General features: G+C 42.7%; 20 protein-coding genes. 4 read left to right on the forward strand and 16 right to left on the reverse strand.

From position 1 onward, the window contains the following. Window positions 1-5 precede the first annotated feature (5 nt). Together BK582_RS01720 and BK582_RS01725 are read right to left on the reverse strand one after the other, a co-directional pair. The gene (locus tag BK582_RS01720) at window positions 6-2,120 is read right to left on the reverse strand and encodes a heavy metal translocating P-type ATPase (RefSeq protein WP_078592702.1); all 2,115 of its coding nucleotides are present in this window, start codon (window positions 2,118-2,120) and stop codon (window positions 6-8) included. Continuing rightward, a complete protein-coding gene (locus tag BK582_RS01725; protein WP_134163604.1) occupies window positions 2,113-2,478 on the reverse strand; it encodes an ArsR/SmtB family transcription factor in 366 nt (121 codons plus the stop codon). The genes BK582_RS01720 and BK582_RS01725 overlap by 8 nt, the downstream gene beginning before the upstream one ends. Window positions 2,479-2,661: 183 nt before the next feature. On the opposite strand from BK582_RS01725, the gene BK582_RS01730 reads away from it, so the two are divergent. Next, a complete protein-coding gene (locus BK582_RS01730; protein WP_078592704.1) occupies window positions 2,662-3,228 on the forward strand; it encodes a hypothetical protein in 567 nt (188 codons plus the stop codon). Window positions 3,229-3,507: 279 nt separating this feature from the next. On the opposite strand, the gene BK582_RS01735 is transcribed toward BK582_RS01730, so the two are convergent. The 3 genes from BK582_RS01735 to BK582_RS01745 all read right to left on the reverse strand — a co-directional run bounded on the left by BK582_RS01735 (window position 3,508) and on the right by BK582_RS01745 (window position 8,432). Beyond that, window positions 3,508-6,963, reverse strand: coding sequence for an efflux RND transporter permease subunit (locus BK582_RS01735; RefSeq protein ID WP_139368199.1), 3,456 nt, complete (start codon window positions 6,961-6,963; stop codon window positions 3,508-3,510). Next, on the reverse strand, window positions 6,960-7,412 hold the full coding sequence (locus tag BK582_RS01740; RefSeq protein WP_169910720.1) for a MarR family winged helix-turn-helix transcriptional regulator: 453 nt from the start codon (window positions 7,410-7,412) through the stop codon (window positions 6,960-6,962). The genes BK582_RS01735 and BK582_RS01740 overlap by 4 nt, the downstream gene beginning before the upstream one ends. A gap of 411 nt (window positions 7,413-7,823) precedes the next feature. Continuing rightward, entirely contained in the window at window positions 7,824-8,432 is a 609-nt protein-coding gene (locus tag BK582_RS01745) for a hypothetical protein (RefSeq protein WP_078592706.1), read from the reverse strand. A 144-nt stretch (window positions 8,433-8,576) separates the two neighbouring features. On the opposite strand from BK582_RS01745, the gene BK582_RS01750 reads away from it, so the two are divergent. Then, window positions 8,577-9,467: a DUF2628 domain-containing protein gene (locus BK582_RS01750; RefSeq protein WP_169910723.1), complete on the forward strand. Its 891-nt coding sequence runs from the start codon at window positions 8,577-8,579 to the stop codon at window positions 9,465-9,467. Window positions 9,468-9,660: 193 nt separating this feature from the next. Here the strand turns inward: BK582_RS01750 and BK582_RS01755 are convergent, their stop codons facing one another. Continuing rightward, window positions 9,661-9,963 (reverse strand): hypothetical protein, encoded by a 303-nt coding sequence (locus BK582_RS01755; RefSeq protein WP_078592708.1) that lies wholly within the window; start codon window positions 9,961-9,963, stop codon window positions 9,661-9,663. 156 nt (window positions 9,964-10,119) lie between these two features. Beyond that, window positions 10,120-10,452, reverse strand: a complete 333-nt coding sequence (gene csaA / locus BK582_RS01760) for a chaperone CsaA (RefSeq protein WP_078592709.1) — start codon at window positions 10,450-10,452, stop codon at window positions 10,120-10,122. Window positions 10,453-11,037: 585 nt separating this feature from the next. Here csaA and BK582_RS01765 point away from each other — a divergent pair. Further along, a complete protein-coding gene (locus BK582_RS01765) occupies window positions 11,038-12,885 on the forward strand; it encodes a BCCT family transporter (protein ID WP_078592710.1) in 1,848 nt (615 codons plus the stop codon). 74 nt (window positions 12,886-12,959) lie between these two features. Here BK582_RS01765 and crcB read toward each other — a convergent pair whose 3' ends face one another. From crcB to BK582_RS01795, 6 genes are all read right to left on the reverse strand, one after another. Beyond that, on the reverse strand, window positions 12,960-13,337 hold the full coding sequence (crcB, locus tag BK582_RS01770; RefSeq protein ID WP_078592711.1) for a fluoride efflux transporter CrcB: 378 nt from the start codon (window positions 13,335-13,337) through the stop codon (window positions 12,960-12,962). Next, the gene (locus BK582_RS01775; RefSeq protein ID WP_078592712.1) at window positions 13,334-13,786 is read right to left on the reverse strand and encodes a fluoride efflux transporter FluC; all 453 of its coding nucleotides are present in this window, start codon (window positions 13,784-13,786) and stop codon (window positions 13,334-13,336) included. The genes crcB and BK582_RS01775 overlap by 4 nt, the downstream gene beginning before the upstream one ends. 140 nt (window positions 13,787-13,926) lie before the next feature. Next, window positions 13,927-14,124 carry a cold-shock protein CspD gene (gene cspD / locus BK582_RS01780; protein WP_078592713.1) on the reverse strand — a complete coding sequence of 66 codons (198 nt, stop codon included), beginning with the start codon at window positions 14,122-14,124 and terminating at the stop codon, window positions 13,927-13,929. 201 nt (window positions 14,125-14,325) lie between these two features. Continuing rightward, the gene (locus BK582_RS01785; protein ID WP_078592714.1) at window positions 14,326-14,760 is read right to left on the reverse strand and encodes a hypothetical protein; all 435 of its coding nucleotides are present in this window, start codon (window positions 14,758-14,760) and stop codon (window positions 14,326-14,328) included. A gap of 192 nt (window positions 14,761-14,952) precedes the next feature. Further along, complete coding sequence (locus BK582_RS01790; RefSeq protein WP_078592715.1) at window positions 14,953-15,417, reverse strand: spore coat protein; 465 nt, start codon at window positions 15,415-15,417, stop codon at window positions 14,953-14,955. A gap of 88 nt (window positions 15,418-15,505) precedes the next feature. Then, window positions 15,506-15,835, reverse strand: a complete 330-nt coding sequence (locus BK582_RS01795; RefSeq protein WP_078592716.1) for a hypothetical protein — start codon at window positions 15,833-15,835, stop codon at window positions 15,506-15,508. A gap of 245 nt (window positions 15,836-16,080) precedes the next feature. On the opposite strand from BK582_RS01795, the gene BK582_RS01800 reads away from it, so the two are divergent. Continuing rightward, entirely contained in the window at window positions 16,081-16,998 is a 918-nt protein-coding gene (locus BK582_RS01800) for a nuclease-related domain-containing protein (RefSeq protein ID WP_078592717.1), read from the forward strand. A 677-nt stretch (window positions 16,999-17,675) separates the two neighbouring features. On the opposite strand, the gene BK582_RS01805 is transcribed toward BK582_RS01800, so the two are convergent. The 3 genes from BK582_RS01805 to BK582_RS01815 all read right to left on the reverse strand — a co-directional run bounded on the left by BK582_RS01805 (window position 17,676) and on the right by BK582_RS01815 (window position 20,538). Continuing rightward, on the reverse strand, window positions 17,676-19,415 hold the full coding sequence (locus BK582_RS01805; protein ID WP_078592718.1) for a phospho-sugar mutase: 1,740 nt from the start codon (window positions 19,413-19,415) through the stop codon (window positions 17,676-17,678). 176 nt (window positions 19,416-19,591) lie between these two features. Continuing rightward, window positions 19,592-19,954: a permease gene (locus tag BK582_RS01810; RefSeq protein WP_169910729.1), complete on the reverse strand. Its 363-nt coding sequence runs from the start codon at window positions 19,952-19,954 to the stop codon at window positions 19,592-19,594. A gap of 257 nt (window positions 19,955-20,211) precedes the next feature. Then, complete coding sequence (locus BK582_RS01815) at window positions 20,212-20,538, reverse strand: ArsR/SmtB family transcription factor (RefSeq protein WP_078592719.1); 327 nt, start codon at window positions 20,536-20,538, stop codon at window positions 20,212-20,214. Between the last annotated feature and the right edge of the window lie 180 nt (window positions 20,539-20,718).

Here is a 20,718-nt window from a genome sequence, read left to right on the forward strand (position 1 = left end):
TTTCGTTATTCTTCGTCTTTAATTTTCATTAAACGGAGGCTGTTCAAAGTAACGAGCAAAGTTGCGCCCATATCTGCAAAAATGGCTATCCACAGTGTGAGTAATCCAAACGGGACAAGCATGAGAGCAAGAGCTTTAAGAGCCAGTGAAAATATTATATTCTGCTTAATAATTTTTAAGGTGAGCCTGCTGAGTTTTATTAAATAAGGCAGTTTTTTCAGATCATCTCCCATTAAAGCTGCATCAGCTGTTTCCAGAGCAGCATCGGTGCCAATAGTTCCCATTGCAATTCCCAGATCAGCTGCCGCTAATGCAGGAGCATCATTCATACCGTCTCCTACCATTGCCACACGGACACCTTCCCTTTTCAAGCGATTAATTTCAGCAAGCTTCTCCTCTGGCAGAAGACCTGCTCTAATGTCTGTTACTCCTGCAGTTTTGCCGATTGCTGCGGCTGTTGCAGAGTTGTCTCCTGTCAGCATAATCGTTCTTTTTATTCCGGCATTGTTCAGCTGTCTGAGTACATGTGCAGCTTGCTTCCGCACCTCATCCTGAAGGGCAATGATTCCGAGGAGCCTCTCCTCACTTCCAACTAAGACAACAGTTTTTCCCTGCTCCTGCAGCTGAATAATATTATCTTTCAGCTCTTTGTTAATAAGCTGGGGATAAGTGTCCGATACATAAGACGGACTTGCTGCAAACATTGTCTTTCCGTTTACTTCAGCTTTCATCCCTTTCCCTGTCAGCGAGGCTGCTTCTGAAACTTCATACTCCTGCAGATTTCCTGATTCCTCTGCCTTGCGCACAATAGCTCTCGCCAGGGGATGCTGTGAATGTTTTTCCACAGCGCAGGCTATGCTCATTATCTCTCCTTCAGTACTATTAAGCGAAACGACATCAGTGACTGCCGGTACACCTCTTGTGAGAGTACCTGTTTTATCGAAGGCAATTGCGTTAACAGCACCCGCCTGCTCAAGATAAAGCCCGCCTTTTATAAGTACTCCGTTCCTCGCACTGTTGCTTATTGCTGTCACAATGGCAACAGGAGTAGAAATAACAAGGGCACATGGGCAGCCCACCACTAATGTGGCAAGTCCCAGATAAATCCACTGGCTCCATTCAGCTGCCAGGAAAACCGGCGGCACAATTGCTACAAATAAGGCGAATACCATAATTGCCGGTGTGTAAAATTTAGCAAACTTGTCGACAAACTGCTGTGCCGGCGCACGCTCTTCCTGTGCCTCTTCTACGAGATGAATAATCTTAGCAAGAGTCGTGTCTTCGGCATGCCTTGTAACCCTTATTTCCAGTACACCTTCTTCGTTAAGTGTTCCAGCATACACTTCATCCTTTTCCTGTTTAGTAACAGGAACGCTTTCTCCAGTGATAGTAGCCTGATTTACCGCGGAAAATCCGGATACCACTACACCGTCCAAAGCAAGTTTCTCTCCTGGTTTTACGATTATATGGTCGCCAATTTCAATTTGATCGATAGAAAGAGTAGTTTCTTTTCCATTTCTTTTTACGAGTGCTTCCTTAGGGGCGGTGTCTATAAGAGAGCGAATTGACCTTCTTGCATTCTCCATTGAAAATGTTTCCAGAGCTTCACTTATAGCAAATAGTATAACGACTACTGCTCCTTCTCCCCATTCTCCAATAATTGCCGCGCCAATAACTGCTACAGTCATCAGCGTCTTCATATCAAATTCTAACCTGGAGAGATTTTTAAGTCCCTGCCAGAATAAATTGTAACCGCCCACCGCCATGGAGGTAAGGAATAATATAATTGCAGCTGGATGACCTTCGCCCCAGCTTAATGAGACTGACCAGCCAGCCGCTGCGAGAATAGCAGCAATAAGTACAAGGATATTCTTCTTCTTTTTCCAAAAAGGCACTACCGGGAAAGGGTCATCTTTTTCTCTCCGGATTTTTAAATGTTCAAAAGCACCGGCTTTCTCCAGTTCCTTTATTGTGGCATCCCCTTCAACAGTCAGCTTACCTGCAGTAAAATTCACATTTGCATCCCTCACTCCGGATATCTCTTTTACATTCCGCTCGAACCGAGCAGCACAACTGGCTCAGGTGAAGCCCTGGACAATGTAAACATGGTTCTTATCCATTATTTTTTTCCTCCCGCTGGTGTGTGAAAGCAATATCTATTAACTGCCTTACATGCTCATCGTCCAGACTGTAAAAAACCAGCTTCCCCTCTCTTCTTTGCTTCGCTAATCCCTGTTTTTTCAGCAGCCGCAGGTGATGGGAAGCTGTGGCTGTGGATGCCTGGATAATGTTAGCCACATCACATACACAAAGTTCTTCCTCCACTGACAGAGCGTATGCAACTTTCAGGCGCGTAGGATCAGCAAGTACCTTAAATATACCGCTTGTGTTTTTTATTTCCTCTTCATTTATCGTCTTTTGAAGTGATGTAACCTTTTCTTCATCATAACAATACACTTCACAAGTATCTTTCGCCATTTTATCCACCTCTCCAGTCATTCAAATGATACTTTGATTGTATACTTAGTTACAGTTATATTCAAATATATATTTGAATGTTTTTAAGGTTATGTGTCACTCCCCCGGAAAAATACTTCTATTTATAATTCCTCAGGAATAGATTTTTAACAAATGGCTTGTCTCTAACTTCGGAGGTGCCCTATGTTTGTTTATATTAGCCTGTTGATTATTCCTCTGATTTTTTATTTTGCAGGCGTCCGGAATGGACAGTCTGGTCGTTCAAAGATGGAAAAAATGATGCTTACGATGGGCGGTGCTATGCTGCTTGGTTTTACCTCAGGAATATATATTGCTGGAATAGCTTCCTCCTTCTTCACAGCGGTTGTTTTCAGTATTTTCCTGACAGCTATTGCAGGTATTCTGCTTGGGTTACCGCATGGGGGTGCTGCTGTTGCCGAAGGAATGTTCACCGGAGCGATGGCCGGGCTGATGGGGGCTATGACTGCGGACATGCTTTCTTTGCCTGAAAAAAGAGTGCTGCTTCTTTTATTTCTTCTTCTGGCTTCTCTCGGAGGGTTTTGGGTATTAAAGTACTGGAAAATTCGGTCTGAATTTTCTAATAAAAGTAAGGCGATTATATTTAATATCTTTACTTTCTGTTATTTGTTGTTTGTGGCTTATATATTTATCATTCACCCTCCATTCACAGAAGAAGAACCTCTTCATGAAGCTGACCATCATACAATTTTCATCTGGAGTTATTTGTGAAGCGTTACCTTTCCGACGCCTTGCCTGGAGGAGGCTTTTCTGCCGTCATTGGAACTAATCTCCGTTACTTGGTGTATGAAGTTGTATGTGGTTTTCGTTTTCGCAGGTTAGACTGTTAATTTCGCTGGTGGCACCTCCTTTTTCGCAAGTTGGACCGCTGTTTTCGCAGATTGGATTTCGTTTCGCTGGTTGAATCACTGTTTTCGCAGGCTGGATCCTCGTTCCGGAAACGAAAAAACGGGCAGCATTCCGCTGCCCGTTCGCCCGTTCTTCATTTATTTACTCATCGTTTCTTTTTCTTCTGCTTCTTTCTACTACTTCCTCAAGAATGTCGATGAGTTCTTCTCTTGTAATGTTGTCAGTATTTCCATCTGCTTTTTTGTCAGGATAAACCTGAGGATTTTCTTCCTCATATATTACTTTGTCCTGATCATCAGAAGGAGTGTACTTTTCCACTTCAGGATATGATAAAGGTTCGTCATCCTCATATTCATTCACATCCCTGTAGAATTCAGCGAAGTCATCCTCGCCTTCATTTTTTCCTTTTTCAAGCGCCTGTGTTTCCCTGCGGCTGCTTTCATCTGAAATATGGTAATTATCCCGGCCTTTATCCTGCTCATTTGTGTAGCGTTCTTCCACAAGGTATGCAGGAATTAACTGGCCATCCGGGGTTACATACTTTCTGTTCAGCCTTCTTGTTTCTTTATCCACAAAACTGTAGATAACCGGGATAAAGAACAGAGTCAGGAAGGTGGAACTGATCAAACCGCCAATAACAGTTATTGCCATCGGCTGCTGGATTTCAGATCCTTCGCCAATTCCAAGTGATAAAGGCACGAGTCCAAGAATCGTCGTTAAAGCCGTCATCAGGATTGGACGTGCACGGTCTTTAACACCTTCTACGATCGCATCGTAGCTGCGCAGTCCTGCTTCTTTACGTTTGTTAATGTAATCTACCAGGACGATAGCATTGTTTACCACAATACCCGCGAGGACAATTAACCCGATAAAGGCCATAACGCTCACCGGTGTCAGAGTAACCGTCAGCCCGATTGCTACCCCGATAATGACAAGCGGTACGCTGAACATAATAACAAACGGATATCTGAATGATTCAAACTGCGCTGCAAGTACGAGGTACACAAAGACAAGCGCAAGGATTAAAGCCATTGTTAAATCTTCCATGGCATCAGCCATCATTTGCTGATCTCCTGTATAGCTCACAGATGTTCCATCAGGTAAATCATAGTCATCGATTGTTGTCTGCACGAGTTCAGACATTTCACCCAGGTTGTACTGGCTACCGTACTGGAGTGTGAACTGCACTGATGCTTCCTGATTAATTCTGTTGATTGTTGCAGGGCCTTCACCAGTTTCTATGTCGACTACTTCACTAAGAGTAATATACTCTCCCCCAGGTGTCCTGAGAAGCAGATCCTCGACACTTTCAATCGTTTCAATATCTTCTTCCGCATATCTTACGTGAACTTCATAAATATCTTCATCTTCAGTGACAATCTGGGTAGCCTGGGCGCCTCGCATTTTATCATTAACAAGCTGGGCAATTTGAGCTGGCGCAAAACCATTTTCCCTGGCTGCTTCTTCATCCACGATAAACTGTATTTCTTCTACTGTGTCAGTCAGGTCTGTAGTTACTTCGTTAAATTCACTCATATCCTCAAATTCTTCAGTGAGTTCTTCTGCTGCCTCATGAAGACGCTGAGTATTTGCATCTGTTAAATCAAAAGTAATGGTATTTGGCTGTCCGCCCATGGCCGCTGCCTGCATGTCAATAGAAATTTCCGCATCAGGAGCAGCTCTTTCGACGTCTCTGCGTATCGAGTCTGCAAATTCCTCAGTTGATATGTTCCGGTCTGCAAGAGGTACCATTGAAATATAGATAGTTGCTTCATGTGAGCCGCTGCTTCCGAAGACGGCTGCTTCAGGTCCCATGGAACCTGCCACACTCGTATAATGCTGTATATCTCCTTCATCATCGAGTACTTCTTCAATTTCTCCAACAGCCTCGAAAGTAGTTTCCAGCGGCGTCCCCCGCTCCATTTCTACTTCTACCTGGAAGAAACCTTCATCAGTAGACGGGATAAATTCCGTTCCTACATTCGCGACACCAACGGCCCCTCCCGCTAAAAGCAAGGCGGTTATCAGCAGAACACCGACTCTGTTTTTCAGAGACCAGCGGATAGATTTGTCAAAGGTCTTAATAAATCCGGACTTCTGACGTTTCGCCTCCACATTTTCTTTTGGCGTCTTCAAAAGCCTGCTGGCAAGCATCGGCACTACTGTAAGTGCCACAGCAAGGGAAGCAAGCAAACTGAAGGAAACCGTTAAAGCAAACTCCATAAATAAATTTCCTACAATGCCTGAAATAAATATAACTGGCAGGAAAACTGAAATCGTCGTTAATGTTGAAGCTGTAATTGCTCCTGCTACTTCTTTCGTTCCCTCCAGTGCCGCTGTCTTAGGATCTTTCTTCATGGAGAGGTGACGGTATATATTTTCAATTACAACAATTGAGTTATCCACAAGCATACCGATACCGAGAGCAAGCCCCCCGAGTGTCATAATATTTAATGACAAGTCTGCAAAGTAGATTAGCACAAATGTTACGATTACTGAGAAAGGTATCGCTATACCTACAATAAACGGAGTTTTAAAGCTTCTTAGAAACGCAAACAGGACAAGCATGGCAAAAACTCCGCCGGCAATCAGCGCCATTGAAACACTGGAGATTGCTTCCTGCACATATTCACCCTGGTCAAAAAGTATTGCTACTTCGAGATCTTCATATTCATCTTCGCCCAGAAGCTCATCAAGACGTTCGTTAAAAACAGTTGAGAGCTGAGCGAGGTTTGCATCTGACTGCTGCTGAACACTTATCATGATGGAAGGTTCCTGGTTGGTTCTCGTAATAGAATTCTGCTCTTGCGGTTCAAGTGTTACTTCAGCTACATCAGCTACTGTAACTTCATCCCCAGTCTCCGGGTTAACCGTAACAACCACGTTTTCAATGTCGTCAGTACTGTTCATCTCATGGATAATCCGGGTGGTGTATTCAAGGTCGCCGCTCTGTACCATTCCACCTGGTGAAGTGACATTATGGGCCTGAATCACCTGTACCACATCAGACTGTTCGAGATCATACTCTTCCAGTGCTTCCTGGTCCAGCTCCACCACAATCTGCTCGGTAGTATCTCCCATAATATCCAGGGAAGCCACTCCATCTATCTGCAGTAGTTCTATCTCCAGGTCATTTACAAGATCATTCAGTTCTTCTTCGTCGTCTGAGGACAAAGTCATCTGAATAACCGGCATTTGTGAAGGGTCGAACTTTAAAAAGTTTGGATTGCCGGCATCTGAAGGAAGCGGCACTCCGTTCATTTGGCGAATAATATCATTTTCCACATCATCAATACTTGTGGCCCATGAAAACTCCAGAATTGTCATAGAGGAGCCTTCCTGGGAGATAGTATAGATATTATTCAGTCCGTCAAGCGTGGCCAGCCCCCCCTCCATTGGCCTGGATACTCTGTCCAGCACTTCTTCCGGGCTTGCTTCAGGGTAACTGGTTACCACTGCCCCGATTGGCGGGTCTATATCAGGAATCAGCTTTAATGGTATGTTTATTAAAGATACTGCTCCAAGGATTAGGAACAGCAGCATTCCTACAATAGTAAAAACCGGTCTTTTAATCGAAAATCCTGTTATACCTTTCACGACTTATCCCCCTCGTTTTTCTTTTCTATAATTATTTCTCTGAACTTTGTAAAGCTTTCTCTCAAACTTTGCAGATCCTTAATATCCATTTCAGCAAGGTATTTCTGGAAAATTGTATTTCTCATCTTATCTAATCTGTTTAGAAGATCTATTCCTTCCTGCCCCAGTTTTAAAATAGTGCTCCTTCTGTTATTCGGGTCAACTTGCCGTTCAATCATTTCCTTTTTTTCCAGTTTAGCCACAATCTGGCTCACTGCACTGGTGGATATGTTTAAAAGATAGGCCAGATCCTTAACATGTTTCACTCCTCGTGTGCCAACGAGAAAAAGCACCATTTGCTGATTATGTGAGAGTTTCATATTTAATTCGGTGCTGAATTCATGATTTAATATAAGATTAATATCAATAACTACTTCTTCTAAATCACGAATGATTTCTTCTTTATTCATAGTCATCCCGCCTGATGGTTAATTTACTTAACAGTTAATATTCTAAATCATAAAGTTACTTAACAATTAACAAACTTGATTATAATATTCTCATTATCCAGTGTCAATTTACAAAACCTATGTCACAAAATTGCCATATTCATAAAAAATTATGTTTATATAATGCTTCTTTTCAAGAACAAAAGCGCAAGCGCCTTGGTCACGAGCGACACTCATTACCTGGACCGCGTAACCGCAGACCCAGGTGCCTCTTCCTCTGCGAGTGCAGCTGCGGAGTTAATACGTCGTGGCAACTCGCAGCGTATCAAGAAGATGGAGCTAGACGAGATACATGATACGTTTCACTTATCCACAAGACAGAAATCTAAACAAAAAAAGTGTTCCATTACTAATCAATGGAACACCCTTGCGTTATTTTGCAGTAAACATCTCTTCCAGAAGCTCTCTGCCCTCATCTTCAGTTGCTAATCCTGCTTCTCCAAGTACAAGCAGGTCATAATATACGCCATTTATATATATATTCATAACCCACTCGTTTCCGTCTCTCAGTACCATAGCTTTTTCTCCGGAAAGCTCCCATTCCTCCGCGTCACCCTGGTTAGAGATCATTCTCACAAAACCGTTCCGGCTTATATGGAGGACACCGAAATGCTCATAATATGTATGGTAATATAATTGCCTGGTTGTTTCCCCCCGCAACTCCTGCTGTTCATTAAACTCTGCCAGGTCACTATCGGCAACAGAATTTTCATCTGCTTTTCTGCCAAAGTTTATCGTATATCTGAACGGTACTTCAGCATACTGGTGGTTTTCAGGCTCCTCCCAGTCCTGGTACTGATGCTCAACTTCTGAGCTTACTGAAACTACCTCCCATTGCTCAGGTATTTCAAATGGTGTATAGCTGAATTCAGAATGGATCAGATTATAAGGTAATTCATCAGCCGCATCAGAAGACAAGTCTTCCTGGCATCCGGCGGCCAGCACAGCAAGCACTATTAATAAAAACAGCCATTGTTTCATTTTCTTATACACTCCTTATTTGTTCAGGCTGCAACGTGTCAGTGATTTTACCCCCTCCATATTCTCAGGCATGTATTTTTTCTGCCTGCTCCTATCCATGATAAACTATGAGAGATTATACGATGAAGGAGTTTGTGAATAACTGTGAATGGGACCAGCTTCAAAAATAAATTAAACAGCGATTCAAGTTTCCGTAATGCTGTTGGACAAATTATTAATAACAACTCAGAGTATTATTTAGAAAAATGGAAGACAAGCAAAAATCCATTTAAATATTCTGGCTGGAACTGGGCAGCATTTCTTGTAAGCCCAGTCTGGCTTGCATACAGACATATGTATTTATGGGCGGTTTTATACTTTCTTCTGCTTCTCCTGACAGTTGCTGTGGCTTACACCTTCCCTGTTATCATCTATTATACAGCTCTTCCGGAGGAAAGTCTTTTTGTATGGAGGGTTATCTCTCCATTTCTCGCAGGCCTTTTCTTCGGCTTCAAAGGGAATGCCTTATATGCAAAGCAGGTGAATCGGATCGCCGGTTTCCGGGAAAATAGCAATGAGCAGGGTGCCCCATTATTCAATAAATCCGGAACCTCGGCTGTAAGTGCCGTATTAGTTTTTGCAGCTGCGGCTTTCCTGATATATCCTGCCGCTGTATGGATGTCTTCCTGGGCTGAAAACACGCCGCTTCCGGAAGGCGTGTACATCTATATGGAGGGAAGTCCTCCACCGTCTCCTTTTACATCAACGGAAGAAGTTCTGGTCTTTGAAAAATACAGCGGTGCCCTGGAAGTCCTGTATGTTGGTGAGGAGCCAATCGGAGACCGTACATTCGAGGTAGTGTTATCGCACAGAGAAAATGAAGACGCCAGCTGGGAAAAGGTGTCGGAACGATCCTATGGTTTCTTCACCTCCAACCGGGTCTCCCTTCATCTCCTGGATGCTGATAACCCGCTGACAAATACAGGCGAGTATAAGGCTGAGATATTCATAGACGAAGAATTGAAGGGAACCGCGATGTTTGAAATAATTAATTAGCACAGGAAAAGCTGCTGTAAAATACAGCAGCTTCTTTCTTATTTTTTAACCATAAGCTGCAATACAGCCTGGATAAATTCACTTCCCTGGAAAAACAGAATTCCAAGTGCGCTCATTGACAGCATCCCCATTAATAATACCCGCAGCAATATCATACCGATTCCTCCTGTATATTAATTTTTTATCTCAGGAATCAGTTATTGCGAAAATAATTCGCCTGATAAAAAACGGCAAACAAAAACGACTGCTCTTGCCGATTAGTTCTGCTCTGCTGGATGTTAGGAAAGAAATGTAAATTAGAATAACTATTTAAGGCGTCCTTCGAAAGCACGGATTTGCTAAAATCCTCCGGACCAGTGTTACCGCCCTCTCCATTACAGGAGACCGCTTCCTGAACCACCTTCATATCACCGGAAGAAGAGACTGGAGAGTCCGCCGAAAAGGGAATCTGAACAAGCGTGATGATAAGCATCAGACACAGAAACTGGCGCAGCACTACCCTCTCCTCCCTCTGTTGGTAAAGTAAAAGAAATATACCATGTTTTCAGAAATCTACAAATGAGGATTTTATCCTGTTTTTATACTTTTTTATCTGAGGTACATAAGTTAATCCGCAAAAAAAGACAGGGAAAGATCCCCTGTCTGAAAATCCTCACGATATTTTCGTTCCATTAGGTACTTCTTCGTCAATATTTAGGAGCACCACATCCCCTTTTCCCGGTACACCTCCGAGTACAAGGACTTCCGACTTGAAACCAGCAATCCGCATTGGCGGAAAATTAACAACAGCTGCAACCTGCCTGCCAATAAGCTCTTCCGGTTCATAACGATTTGTAATCTGCGCGCTGGACTGCTTAACTCCAAGTTCTTCCCCGAAATCAATCGTTACTTTAATCGCTGGTGTTCTTGCTTCAGGAAAAGGTTCAGCTGTCAGAACCGTCCCGATTCTCATGTCGATTTTAGAAAAATCTTCAATCGTTGCCATATGTATCACTCACCTCTGCTCGTATTTTATGTTCTTTTAATGAAGGTATCTCCTGTTAATAGTTAAACAATACTTGCCTTTTATCCTTCTGTATTTTTTAAAAGGTTTAGAATTAGTAAAAAACAGGAAATTTGTTATTATCTTTTTGTTTTAGATTTTGCGCGAGCCTGATGGCAGAGTTATCTGCAGATTTAACCGGATCAGGTTTCCCGTTTACCATGCCGAAAATCAAAGTTCAGACGACAGGACCAATAAAAGCGGCTGATGTAAGCCGCAAAACAGCCTGGGTGGAATCCAGGTTGTTTGTTTTTTCGTAAAATACTGCCTGTATCCAGTCTTTTTTCAAAGGATGATTATTTAGAATATGTAAAAATATCATTAGTTTGTTTCATATGGTAGACATTTAGGGGAAATATAGGTAACATAACAGACTCATGCAATAATATCCAATTTGATACACAGAGAGGAGGATTCATTCGTTTCCTTATTTTACAGGCTTCTGGAATCATTTGCTGATGCAGTATTCAGCACCTGGCAGAATACAAGTGTGCACAGGGCCTTATCCAGAACGAATGATTAATAAGCATGAAAAATAATTACGAATATCAGACAAAAAAACCAAGCATCGTTTTTTACATTTCTGCTCCATTAGTAGCGTTATTTGTCTTATGGGGAGCAATTGGACCGCAGTCCCTTGAACGCGTTTCCAATTCTGCCTTAGCAGCGACACTCGACAATTTCGGATGGTTCTATATGCTGGCGACGGCCTTATTCATTGTATTTGTCCTTTTTCTGGCAGTCAGTCCTTTTGGAAGACTTCGCCTCGGAAAACCCGACGAGCGTCCGGAGTACAAATTTTATACATGGCTGGGAATGCTCTTTTCAGCTGGAATTGGTGTAGGATTTGTATTCTGGGGAGTTGCGGAGCCGGCGCTTTATTATCTGGATCCGCATCCTGATTACGCCAATGCGTCCGACGAAGTAAGAGCTGCAGCGGGGCTGAGGTATGGAGTTTTCCATTGGGCTCTTCACCCATGGGCAATATTCTCCCTTGTTGCCTTAACTTTGGCCTACGTCCAGTTCAGAAAAGATCAGCCTGCATTAATCAGTTCTGCTTTCCAGCCGATTCTCGGGGACAGAACCAAAGGTCCTCTCGGAAAAGGAATTGATGTCCTTGCAGTTTTAGCCACTTCCACTGGGGTTGCCACTACCTTCGGGCTAAGTGCTCTGCAAATAACAGGGGGTCTGTCCCATCTGACCACAGGGGCGATTCCGAATAATGCGGTAACTAACATGGTAGTAATAGCTATTGTTACTGTCCTGTTCATATTTTCTGCTGCAACAGGGGTTAATAAGGGAATTAAAATTTTAAGTACAATTAACCTCACAATTGCGGCCCTTCTGCTAATATTTGTTATTATTTTTGGGCCAAGTTTATTTATCGCCCAAAATATCGTATCAGTAATAGGCGGGTACTTAGGAAATGTCGTACAGATGAGCCTTGACCTTAATCCGTTCGGTGACGGAGCATGGCTTGGGACGTATACAATTTTCTTCTGGGCATGGCATATTTCATGGGCTCCGTTCATGGGAATATTTATTGCCCGAATTTCCCGAGGCCGGACAATCCGTGAGTTCGTGGCTGGCGTTCTTATTGTTCCTTCCCTGCTTGCTGTACTCTGGTTTACAGCTTTTGGAGGCACAGCTCTGGATTTAATTCTTGGAGGGAATGAGCAGATCGGAACACTCGTTTTAGAGAATGTTGAAGTAGCCCTGTTCGCAACGTTAAGCGAACTTCCTCTTGGTATTATTATGAGCATACTTGCTGTCACGCTGATTATCATCTTTTTCATCACTTCAGCTGACTCTGCTTCTTACGTTCTGGCCGCACTCACAAGTGATGGCAGCCTGGATCCTAAATTAAGCGTTAAAGTAATCTGGGGCTTTCTGATTGCCGGTACAGCAAGTGTACTTCTCGTTAGTGGAGGACTTAACGGTCTTCAGACAGCGTCCATTGTTGCGGCATTGCCATTTGCGATCATAATGGTTGTAATGGTATTTTCACTGCTGATTATGATGGGAAGAGACCTCAAGGTCGAACAGAAGCGTACCACACGGAAACAGACAAAGCGGGTTAAAGAAGAAGTTTATGGCGGAATGTACGACAACATGAAAGAAAGAGTCTATGATGACGTGAAGGAAGAAGTTTATGAAGATATAAAAGAAGAGGTCTATGAACAGGTCAAAGAAGAAGTTTACGACGACTTGAAAGAAGAAGTCTATGAGGAATTTAAAGAAAAGGTGTACGAGGACTTGCGGGACGATCTGGAAGAGCAGCTTAACGGAGAGCTCGATACACCAGGCACTCCTGATAAAGCAGAAAAAAAGGATGTCCCGGACCTTAGGGATGACGATAAAGACAGAAAAAAATAACGTGTACTTTCCGAGCCCGGCAATCAGCCGGGCTTTTTTTACATTTAATCGTCATTTAGGTGTACTAAAACATTTTAACCTGACAAAGTAAAACCTGCCAGGAACATCAGGATGCTTCCTGCAATAGATAACATTAAATAAGCAGCCAATGGGCCCCTTTTTCTTTTTTGCAGAAGAACAGCGGCTTCTACACTAAAAGTAGAAAAAGTAGTGAATGCACCGAAAAAACCAAGTCCCACCAGCATAAATGGCCAGTCCGCTTCAGTGATTAATGGTATTGCACCATATACGAGACCGAAGAAAAGCCCGAGTCCTAATGATCCAAGAAGGTTAACCAGGAGCATCGCGGTTGGAATTGCTCTTTCCTTCGTGTGGTTCTTAATCCACAGTCCCAGCAGATAACGCGCAGCAGAGCCTGCGCCTCCGCCTAAAGCGACGAGAATAATATTCATCTCTGCCCCTCCCCTTTTTCCTTGATTCCGCGTCCAGCTGCCAGACTTCCCAGTGTCATTCCGGCAAGCGCCAGAAACATCCCTCCAAACATAGAAGAAAAGATATATACCATGGTTGAGGCAGCGGAACCTGTTTCAGCAAGGAAAACAGTGTCAGCCGCTAACGTTGACATAGTAGTAAACCCGCCGCAAAAACCAACTCCAATCCCTTCCTTAAAATGTGGCTGAATGGTTCTTTTTAATATGTATCCTGTTAAAAAACCGAGCAGCAGGCTGCCGGCAAGGTTTTCCAGCAGTGTCCCCCAGGGGAACAGCAAAAGGCTTGTCTGCACGTTAATTGTATATCGAAGGAGCGTGCCAAGAGCCCCGCCGGTAAAAATAAAAATAATAACAATCCAATGTCTGTCAGGCGATTTCAAGAATATACCGTCCTTTCCTGAAGGCTGCATATGAGTTTTGTTTCTTTAAGTATGTATATTAACTTTTATATTAAACTGAGATAGTAAGTACACGGCGCCTCTTTGTAAAAATATTTTAAAAAGGCCTGTTCCAGTTCAGGAACAGGCCTTGGCTATTTTATCAGTCGGAATTAAAGCTTTACTACGTTAGCAGCTTGAGGGCCACGATCGCCATCAACGATTTCAAATTCTACTTCTTGACCTTCTTCAAGAGTTTTGAAACCTTCTGATTGGATAGCAGAGAAGTGTACGAATACGTCGTCTCCACCTTCGCGCTCGATAAATCCGAAACCTTTTTCTGAGTTAAACCATTTTACTTTGCCTGTCATGTTAACGGCCTCCTTAAAATAAATGAAAAGTTAAATCTTTGAATACCGTAAAACCATTTCATGCCTTGCATAGTCGGCCGAAAACGTTTTTCGATTTCAAAACATTTACTAATAGATCATATCATACCCTCAAACCTGATGCAAATATAAAATTTCCTGTTTTCACCTGCTCTGGCAGCCGTAATTTTCGTTAAAGATCCTCTAATCTCTGATGTCTATTTTCTGCTGCATCTGATGCCCGTATTCTTCGAAAGCAGGTTCCCCGGCGGTTTTCAGTCCGTATTCAGCTTCTATATGCACCTCATAAATACCTGGAAGGAGCTCGAGTGCCAGCGTATCCCCCTCAAGTTCCTCACCGCTGTCCAGAACCTCTTTAACATGAAATTCTCCATCACTGTCCTCTTTCAGAAAGATAATTCCGTCTTCATCTTCTACCTTTGTAATCGTTGCGATAGTCTGGTTGAATTCAAATTCTGCCTCAACAGATCCTTCATAAGTAATCACAGGGGTCATATACAACGTCCCTTCAGCATATAAAGGATCAAGCCATAATTCAACTTCCGTATGTCCTTCAGCTTCACCGCATGACCTGAAACTTATTACCAGAAACATAAGAACTACAGCGGCCGCTTTCATAACAGACATCTCCTTTTCCAGAAAAGTCAGTAAATAGTAAACCGTAATTCCAGTTTACTAATTTCTGGGTTTTATTTAAAGAAGAGCTTGATAAAAAAACACAGTATTTTGTAACTATCCCAGCCCTGCACCTGAGTATTGGATAAAAAAAAAACCGTACAGGCTGGGCCGGTACGGAGGAAGTTTTGAATGTTACAGAATATCCAGCTTTACAGCTAGTGCAATTAAAAGCTGTAAGAGGATCTGGATGTTTGCCGCCACTTGAGTATCTGTAGTGGAAACTTCTACATTTCGTGAATTCTCTATAACTGTTTTCTGGAAAGTAACCTGCTTAACTTTAGCTGTCTGCATTAGTTCCTGGGTGAACTCTTCAGCAGTCTGGGAACTCCCAACTGAAATGCTTATTAGTATAACCAGCGCTGCCTGAAGGGCTGCCTGCAGGTTTACGGCTGCTTTTGTATCTGTTGTTGTGACAGTAACATCGCAGGAATCTTTAATGAAAATATATTCTTCGTTTAGCTGGAGAGTTTTACTTTTATTCGCAGCCTCCTGAGTGTCATCTTTTTTGTCGTCCAGGCAGAGTGGATGCTTCCTGGAAGTATCAAGCGCACTCCAGCTGCTGTTTGAATCACTTGAACGGTAAACTTCCTGGTTCACTTGGTATGCCTCCTTTTTGTTTAGTCTCTATAATCTATGTTGTCGACCTGCAAAAGGTTGGACACTCGAACCAAGTAATCTATCCAATTTATTTCTTTCGCCTTGTTTTCTCATTTCCCAGGAACAGCTTCGGCTGTAATGGTTTCCCTGCAGAAATAAACTTTGCAGGAGAAGCACTCTGCTGTTCAGCTGTGCTTCCAGTTTCCTCAGCCGTTTTTGTTTTTTCCATATCGGCTTCTGTTACTTTTTTAGCTGTCTGATTCTCTAAAAAATTTTCTACCTCCTTCTGAATATTAGTGACTATTTCCCGGATCCGCTCTTTTTCCTCTTTATCAACCTTTACTTTTTCTGATGTTATGCCATGCTTTTTCATCAGCCTGTCAACGTAAACGTCCAGTAGTTGATTGTATTCCTTCAAACTTTTTCCCTCCCTGTGCATGCAAAGATACTGTATCCTATGCACAGAAGACCGGAAAAGCTTAGGGATATACCCTTGTTTCCTGGAAAGAAAGTTTAAATGAACATGTGAAAATACAAGGTCCATTAGCCTCATAAAGTGAACCTTCAATCAGTGGGGGTCTTATTCATCCCCCACTGAAACTTGCCTTTTTAGCCAGACTCGATTATCTTGAATGTAAATAACTAAAAGGGGCTGAACCATGAATGAAGCACAATTTCATAAAACTCCGTACCGAACCGCTTGAAGTAACCCTTCTTAAACTCCTCCGTTCCCGCTTCGTACTCCCTGAAGAAACCAACAACTATTATTTAAGCAAATTAAAAGGTTATGAAGGCGAGTGTTACCTGGACTCATTGCTCGCAACTTTAACAAGTAACTCTCTTATCCTCTGCGACCTCCTCTTTGAGCAAAATAACACCACTTTCCAGATCGACACCTTGCTGCTCTCCCAAAAGACCCTCTATCTTTTTGAAGTAAAAAACCTTGAAGGCGATTATTACATTAAGAATGGTGACTGGTTCAGAAAATCGACAGGCAAGGCAATAACTAACCCTGTTCACCAGTTAAAACGCTGCGAAACTCTTCTTCGCTCGCTCCTTCATTCACGGAATATCAGGATGGAAATTGAACCTTACCTTGTTTTCACAAACCCTCTTTTCACCTTATATCAATCCCCGCTTGATATGCCTGCCTTTTTCCCGGGACAGTTAAATTCTTTGTTAAAAAAACTGAATCGATCATCCTCTGAAATGAATGGAAGCCATCAGCAGCTGGCCCAGTTCCTTTTAAGCAGGCATGTCATTGATTCACCATACGGACGACTTCCTGAATACAGATATGAGGATCTCCAAAAAGGAGTTACTTGCAGGAAGTGCATGTCGTTGAATGTGGCGGTGACCAAATATACTACGATATGTAACGCTTGCAGTCATGCGGAGAAAAACGTGTCCTGCATCCTGCAGGTGGCAAAAGACCTGAAACTACTGTTTCCAGATAGGTTGCTAACCTTAAATGCAGTAGAACACTGGTGTAATTACTTGTATTCAAAGAAAGCAATTCAACGCGTTTTAGGAACAAACTATAAATTAATTAACAAGGGGAAGTACTCGTATTATTTATAAATGAGGCTATTTATACTCTTGTATCCCTTGAGTTTATGCTATCCTCTCGCTCATGGGATGCAAGACGCTCTTGCACTACTTGGGTTATCGCTTTCCTCTCGCTCATGGGATGCAAGACGCTCTTGCACTACTTGGGTTATCGCTTTCCTCTCGCTCATGGGATGCAAGACGCTCTTGCACTACTTGAGTTAACGCTTTCCTTTCGCTCATGGGATGCAAGACGCTCTTGCACTACTTGAGGTAACACTTTCCACCCGCTCATGGGATGCAAGATGCTCTTGCACTACTTGAGCTAACGCTTTCCTCTCGCTCATGGGATGCAAGACGCTCTTTCACTACTTGAGTTAACGCTCTCCTTTCACTCAGGGGATGCAAGACGCTCTCGCACTACTTGAGCTAACGCTTTCCTCTCGCTCATGGGATGCAAGACGCTCTTGCACTACTTGAGTTAACGCTCTCCTCTCACTCAGGGGATGCAAGACGCTCTTGCACTACTTGAGTTAACGCTCTCCTTTCACTCAGGGGATGCAAGACGCTCTCGCACTACTTGAGTTAACGCTCTCCTCTCGCTCATGGGATGCAAGACGCTCTTTCACCACTTGAGGTCATCCCTTCCTTTTACTCAGGGCACGAATCAATAAAAAAAGCACAGGCATAAGCCTGTACTTTTTCATCTGTTAACTCTGGTGTTCCTGTATTTTTTTCAGCAGCGGCTCCACAATAACCTTTAGTTTGTTTTCAGCGTCTTCTTCTGTCTCCCCTTTAACGCCGAAATATAGTTTAAGTTTTGGCTCAGTACCTGAAGGACGGAGGCAGAACCATGACCCATCGGTCATCACGTATTTCAGCACATTGGATTTCGGAAGCCCGGTTGGCTTCTCTGTACCAGTTCGCTTATCGTAAACGGTTTCTTCCAGATAATCCTCCACTCTTTCAAGCTGGAAGCCGTCATTCAGCTCCAGCGGGGACTTTCTGAACGTATCAAGGAAATTTTTCATTGTTTCCGTGCCCTCTTTCCCTTTAAAAATAAAGGAATGAAGGGTTTCCCTATAGTAACCGTATTCTTCATAAAGCCCGTCCAGAGCTTCAAATAATGTTTTTCCCTGCTGTTTATAATGCATAGCAGTTTCTGAGGCAAGCAGTGCCGCCTGAATGGCATCTTTATCCCTGACAAACGGCTTAATTAAATACCCGTAACTTTCTTCGTACCCAAACAGGAATGATTTACTGTTATCTTTTTCATAGCCGCGGATTTTTTCAGCAATGTATTTAAATCCAGTCAGTACATCAACAGACTCGATATTGAATGATTCCGCAATAGCTTTTCCTAACGGCGAAGTAACGATAGTCTGTACCATCACACCGTTTTCAGGCAGTATAGCCTTTTCCTTACCAGCAGACAGAAGATAATGAAGCATTAATGCGCCTGTCTGGTTTCCGTTAAGGACTTCATAAACTCCTGATTTATTTTTCGCAGCCACCCCCACCCTGTCACCATCAGGATCGGTTGCGATCAGTATATCAGCATCCGTTTTTAAACCTTCTTTTATTGCCAGGTCAAAAGCTACATGCTCTTCCGGGTTAGCAGAGGATACGTTTGAAAAAGAAGAATCCGGTTCTGCCTGGGACGCCACGACATGCAGTTTTGAATACCCCGCTTTATTAAAACTGTTAACGACAGGAACTTTTGAAGCCCCATGGAGAGGAGTAAACACAATGGATAAATCGCCACCATTGCTGTTTACAAGCTCGCGATCCCGAATGACATCCAGAAGCTCTTCCTCGTAGGCTTCGTCCATTTCAGCCCCCAGATAGGAGAGACGCCCCTCTTCTTCCAGTTCATTCACTTCTTTTATATCAATGGAAAGTTCGTCTTTAATTTCGTTCACTCTTCTCAGAAGCTCATCAGAATCAGCTCCTGCAAGCTGAGCCCCATCTTCTCCATAAACTTTAAAGCCATTATATTCAGGAGGGTTATGACTTGCAGTAATCATAATACCTGCTGCAGTGTCCAGCTTCCTTACTGCAAAAGAAAGCTGCGGAGTCGGACGGAGTTCCTCAAAAACATAAACACGGATTCCATCTGTCCCAAGTACACGGGCAGATTCCAGGGCGAACTCTTTTGAATAACGTCGGTTGTCGTAAGAAATAGCAACTCCTTTTTGCTTTGCTGCATCGCCCTTTTCACTTATCAATTGAGCAAGACCCTTCGCAGCCTTTCTTACTGTGTACTTATTCATCCGGTTTGTACCTGGCCCCAGTTCCCCTCGCATTCCACCAGTACCAAATTCAAGAGACTTATAAAAAGCGTCCTCCAGGAAACCCTGGTGTCCGCGCAACTCCTCAAGTTCAACCTTTAAATCCTCATCAAGTTCTTTATGCAGCAGCCAGCGCTGATATTGTTCTTCCCATTTCATGTAGTTCGCTCCTTATTTACATTTTTTGATACTAATATGTACACCTTTTCAATATACACTAACAATTTCCTCCTTATAAGTATAAATACTGGTATTCCAACACTCAATGGAAAACTTCCGTCAAAATACTTCGGAGATAGACAAAATCCTTTCGGGTGGAGAATTAAAACGTTGTCTTAAATTAAGAAACCCTGAAGTAATGTGACTTCCCACCCCATAATTACAGCCATATTTGTAAGTATTGTCGGATCAAGAACAGGCGAAGCGAACAGAAACACCATTACAATGCCGAAACGGACTTTATTCTGCAGGAGGTTAACTACCACAGGAATAGTGGAGCAGGAGCAAAATGGTGTAATGAATGCAAAGAAAAGTGCAATCAGACTGGCAAAAAAAAGATTAGTATTTTTTAATTTTACTTCAGCCTTCCTGTAGGGGATAAATGCCTGTAACAGATTAAGTAAAAAAGAAATCCCTATAAACAATACTGTCAGCTTAACAGCCAGCGAGACAAAACTAACAATCGTTTCAGTTATCATTTAACTCATCCTCCTGGAAGTAACATCAAATTAATTTGATATAAAACTCAAAGAAGATAAAGTGAACCTTCAATCAGTGGGGGTTTTATTCATCCCCCACTGATTGTTAGTTGAACCAATCGGGATGTTAGCGTCCGTTATCTCCCGCCTGAACATCTTCGCTTCCACTAATGTTCTGAGGCGGGAGTTTTACGGACGGTTACATCGGGATTAATCAATTTTTTTTGATATTATCTCCTGAATAATGGCCCGGCTAATCAGTTACTTGCCGGGCGGAAAAGGCAGCATAGTTCCTCAGAAAGAAGATGGTCAATCACTTCACTGTTTATTCTGTAATAGTTCCAGGTCCCCTTTTTTTCTTTTAAAATTATGTCTGCATCCATCAGAACTTTCAGGTGATAAGATAATTTTGACTGCTGCAGGTTAAGCATTTCCGTTAAATCACATACACAAACGGATCCTTCCTTACAAAGAATCGAAAGTAAGTGAAGCCGTTTCTCATCGGCAAGCGCCTTAAAACGCTTTTCGTAAAATGAGAAATCAACTATTTCCCCAGCTGGATGTAAAGGGATGGTGAATTTCATATAATCGCCTCCGCTAAATCAATTTTATTTGATTTAATAATATCCCACCAGAAGACCAAACGCAAGTATTAAATCAAATATTTTTGATATTCAACATTGGTTTTTTTATTATTCCGTTTAACTCTGTGTCTCTCCCAGCCTTAACTTAATTTTTATCTATGCTTTTCTCAGGCAGGGGTT

The organism is Evansella clarkii, assembly GCF_002019695.1.
Taxonomy (GTDB): Bacteria; Bacillota; Bacilli; order Bacillales; family Salisediminibacteriaceae; genus Evansella; species Evansella clarkii.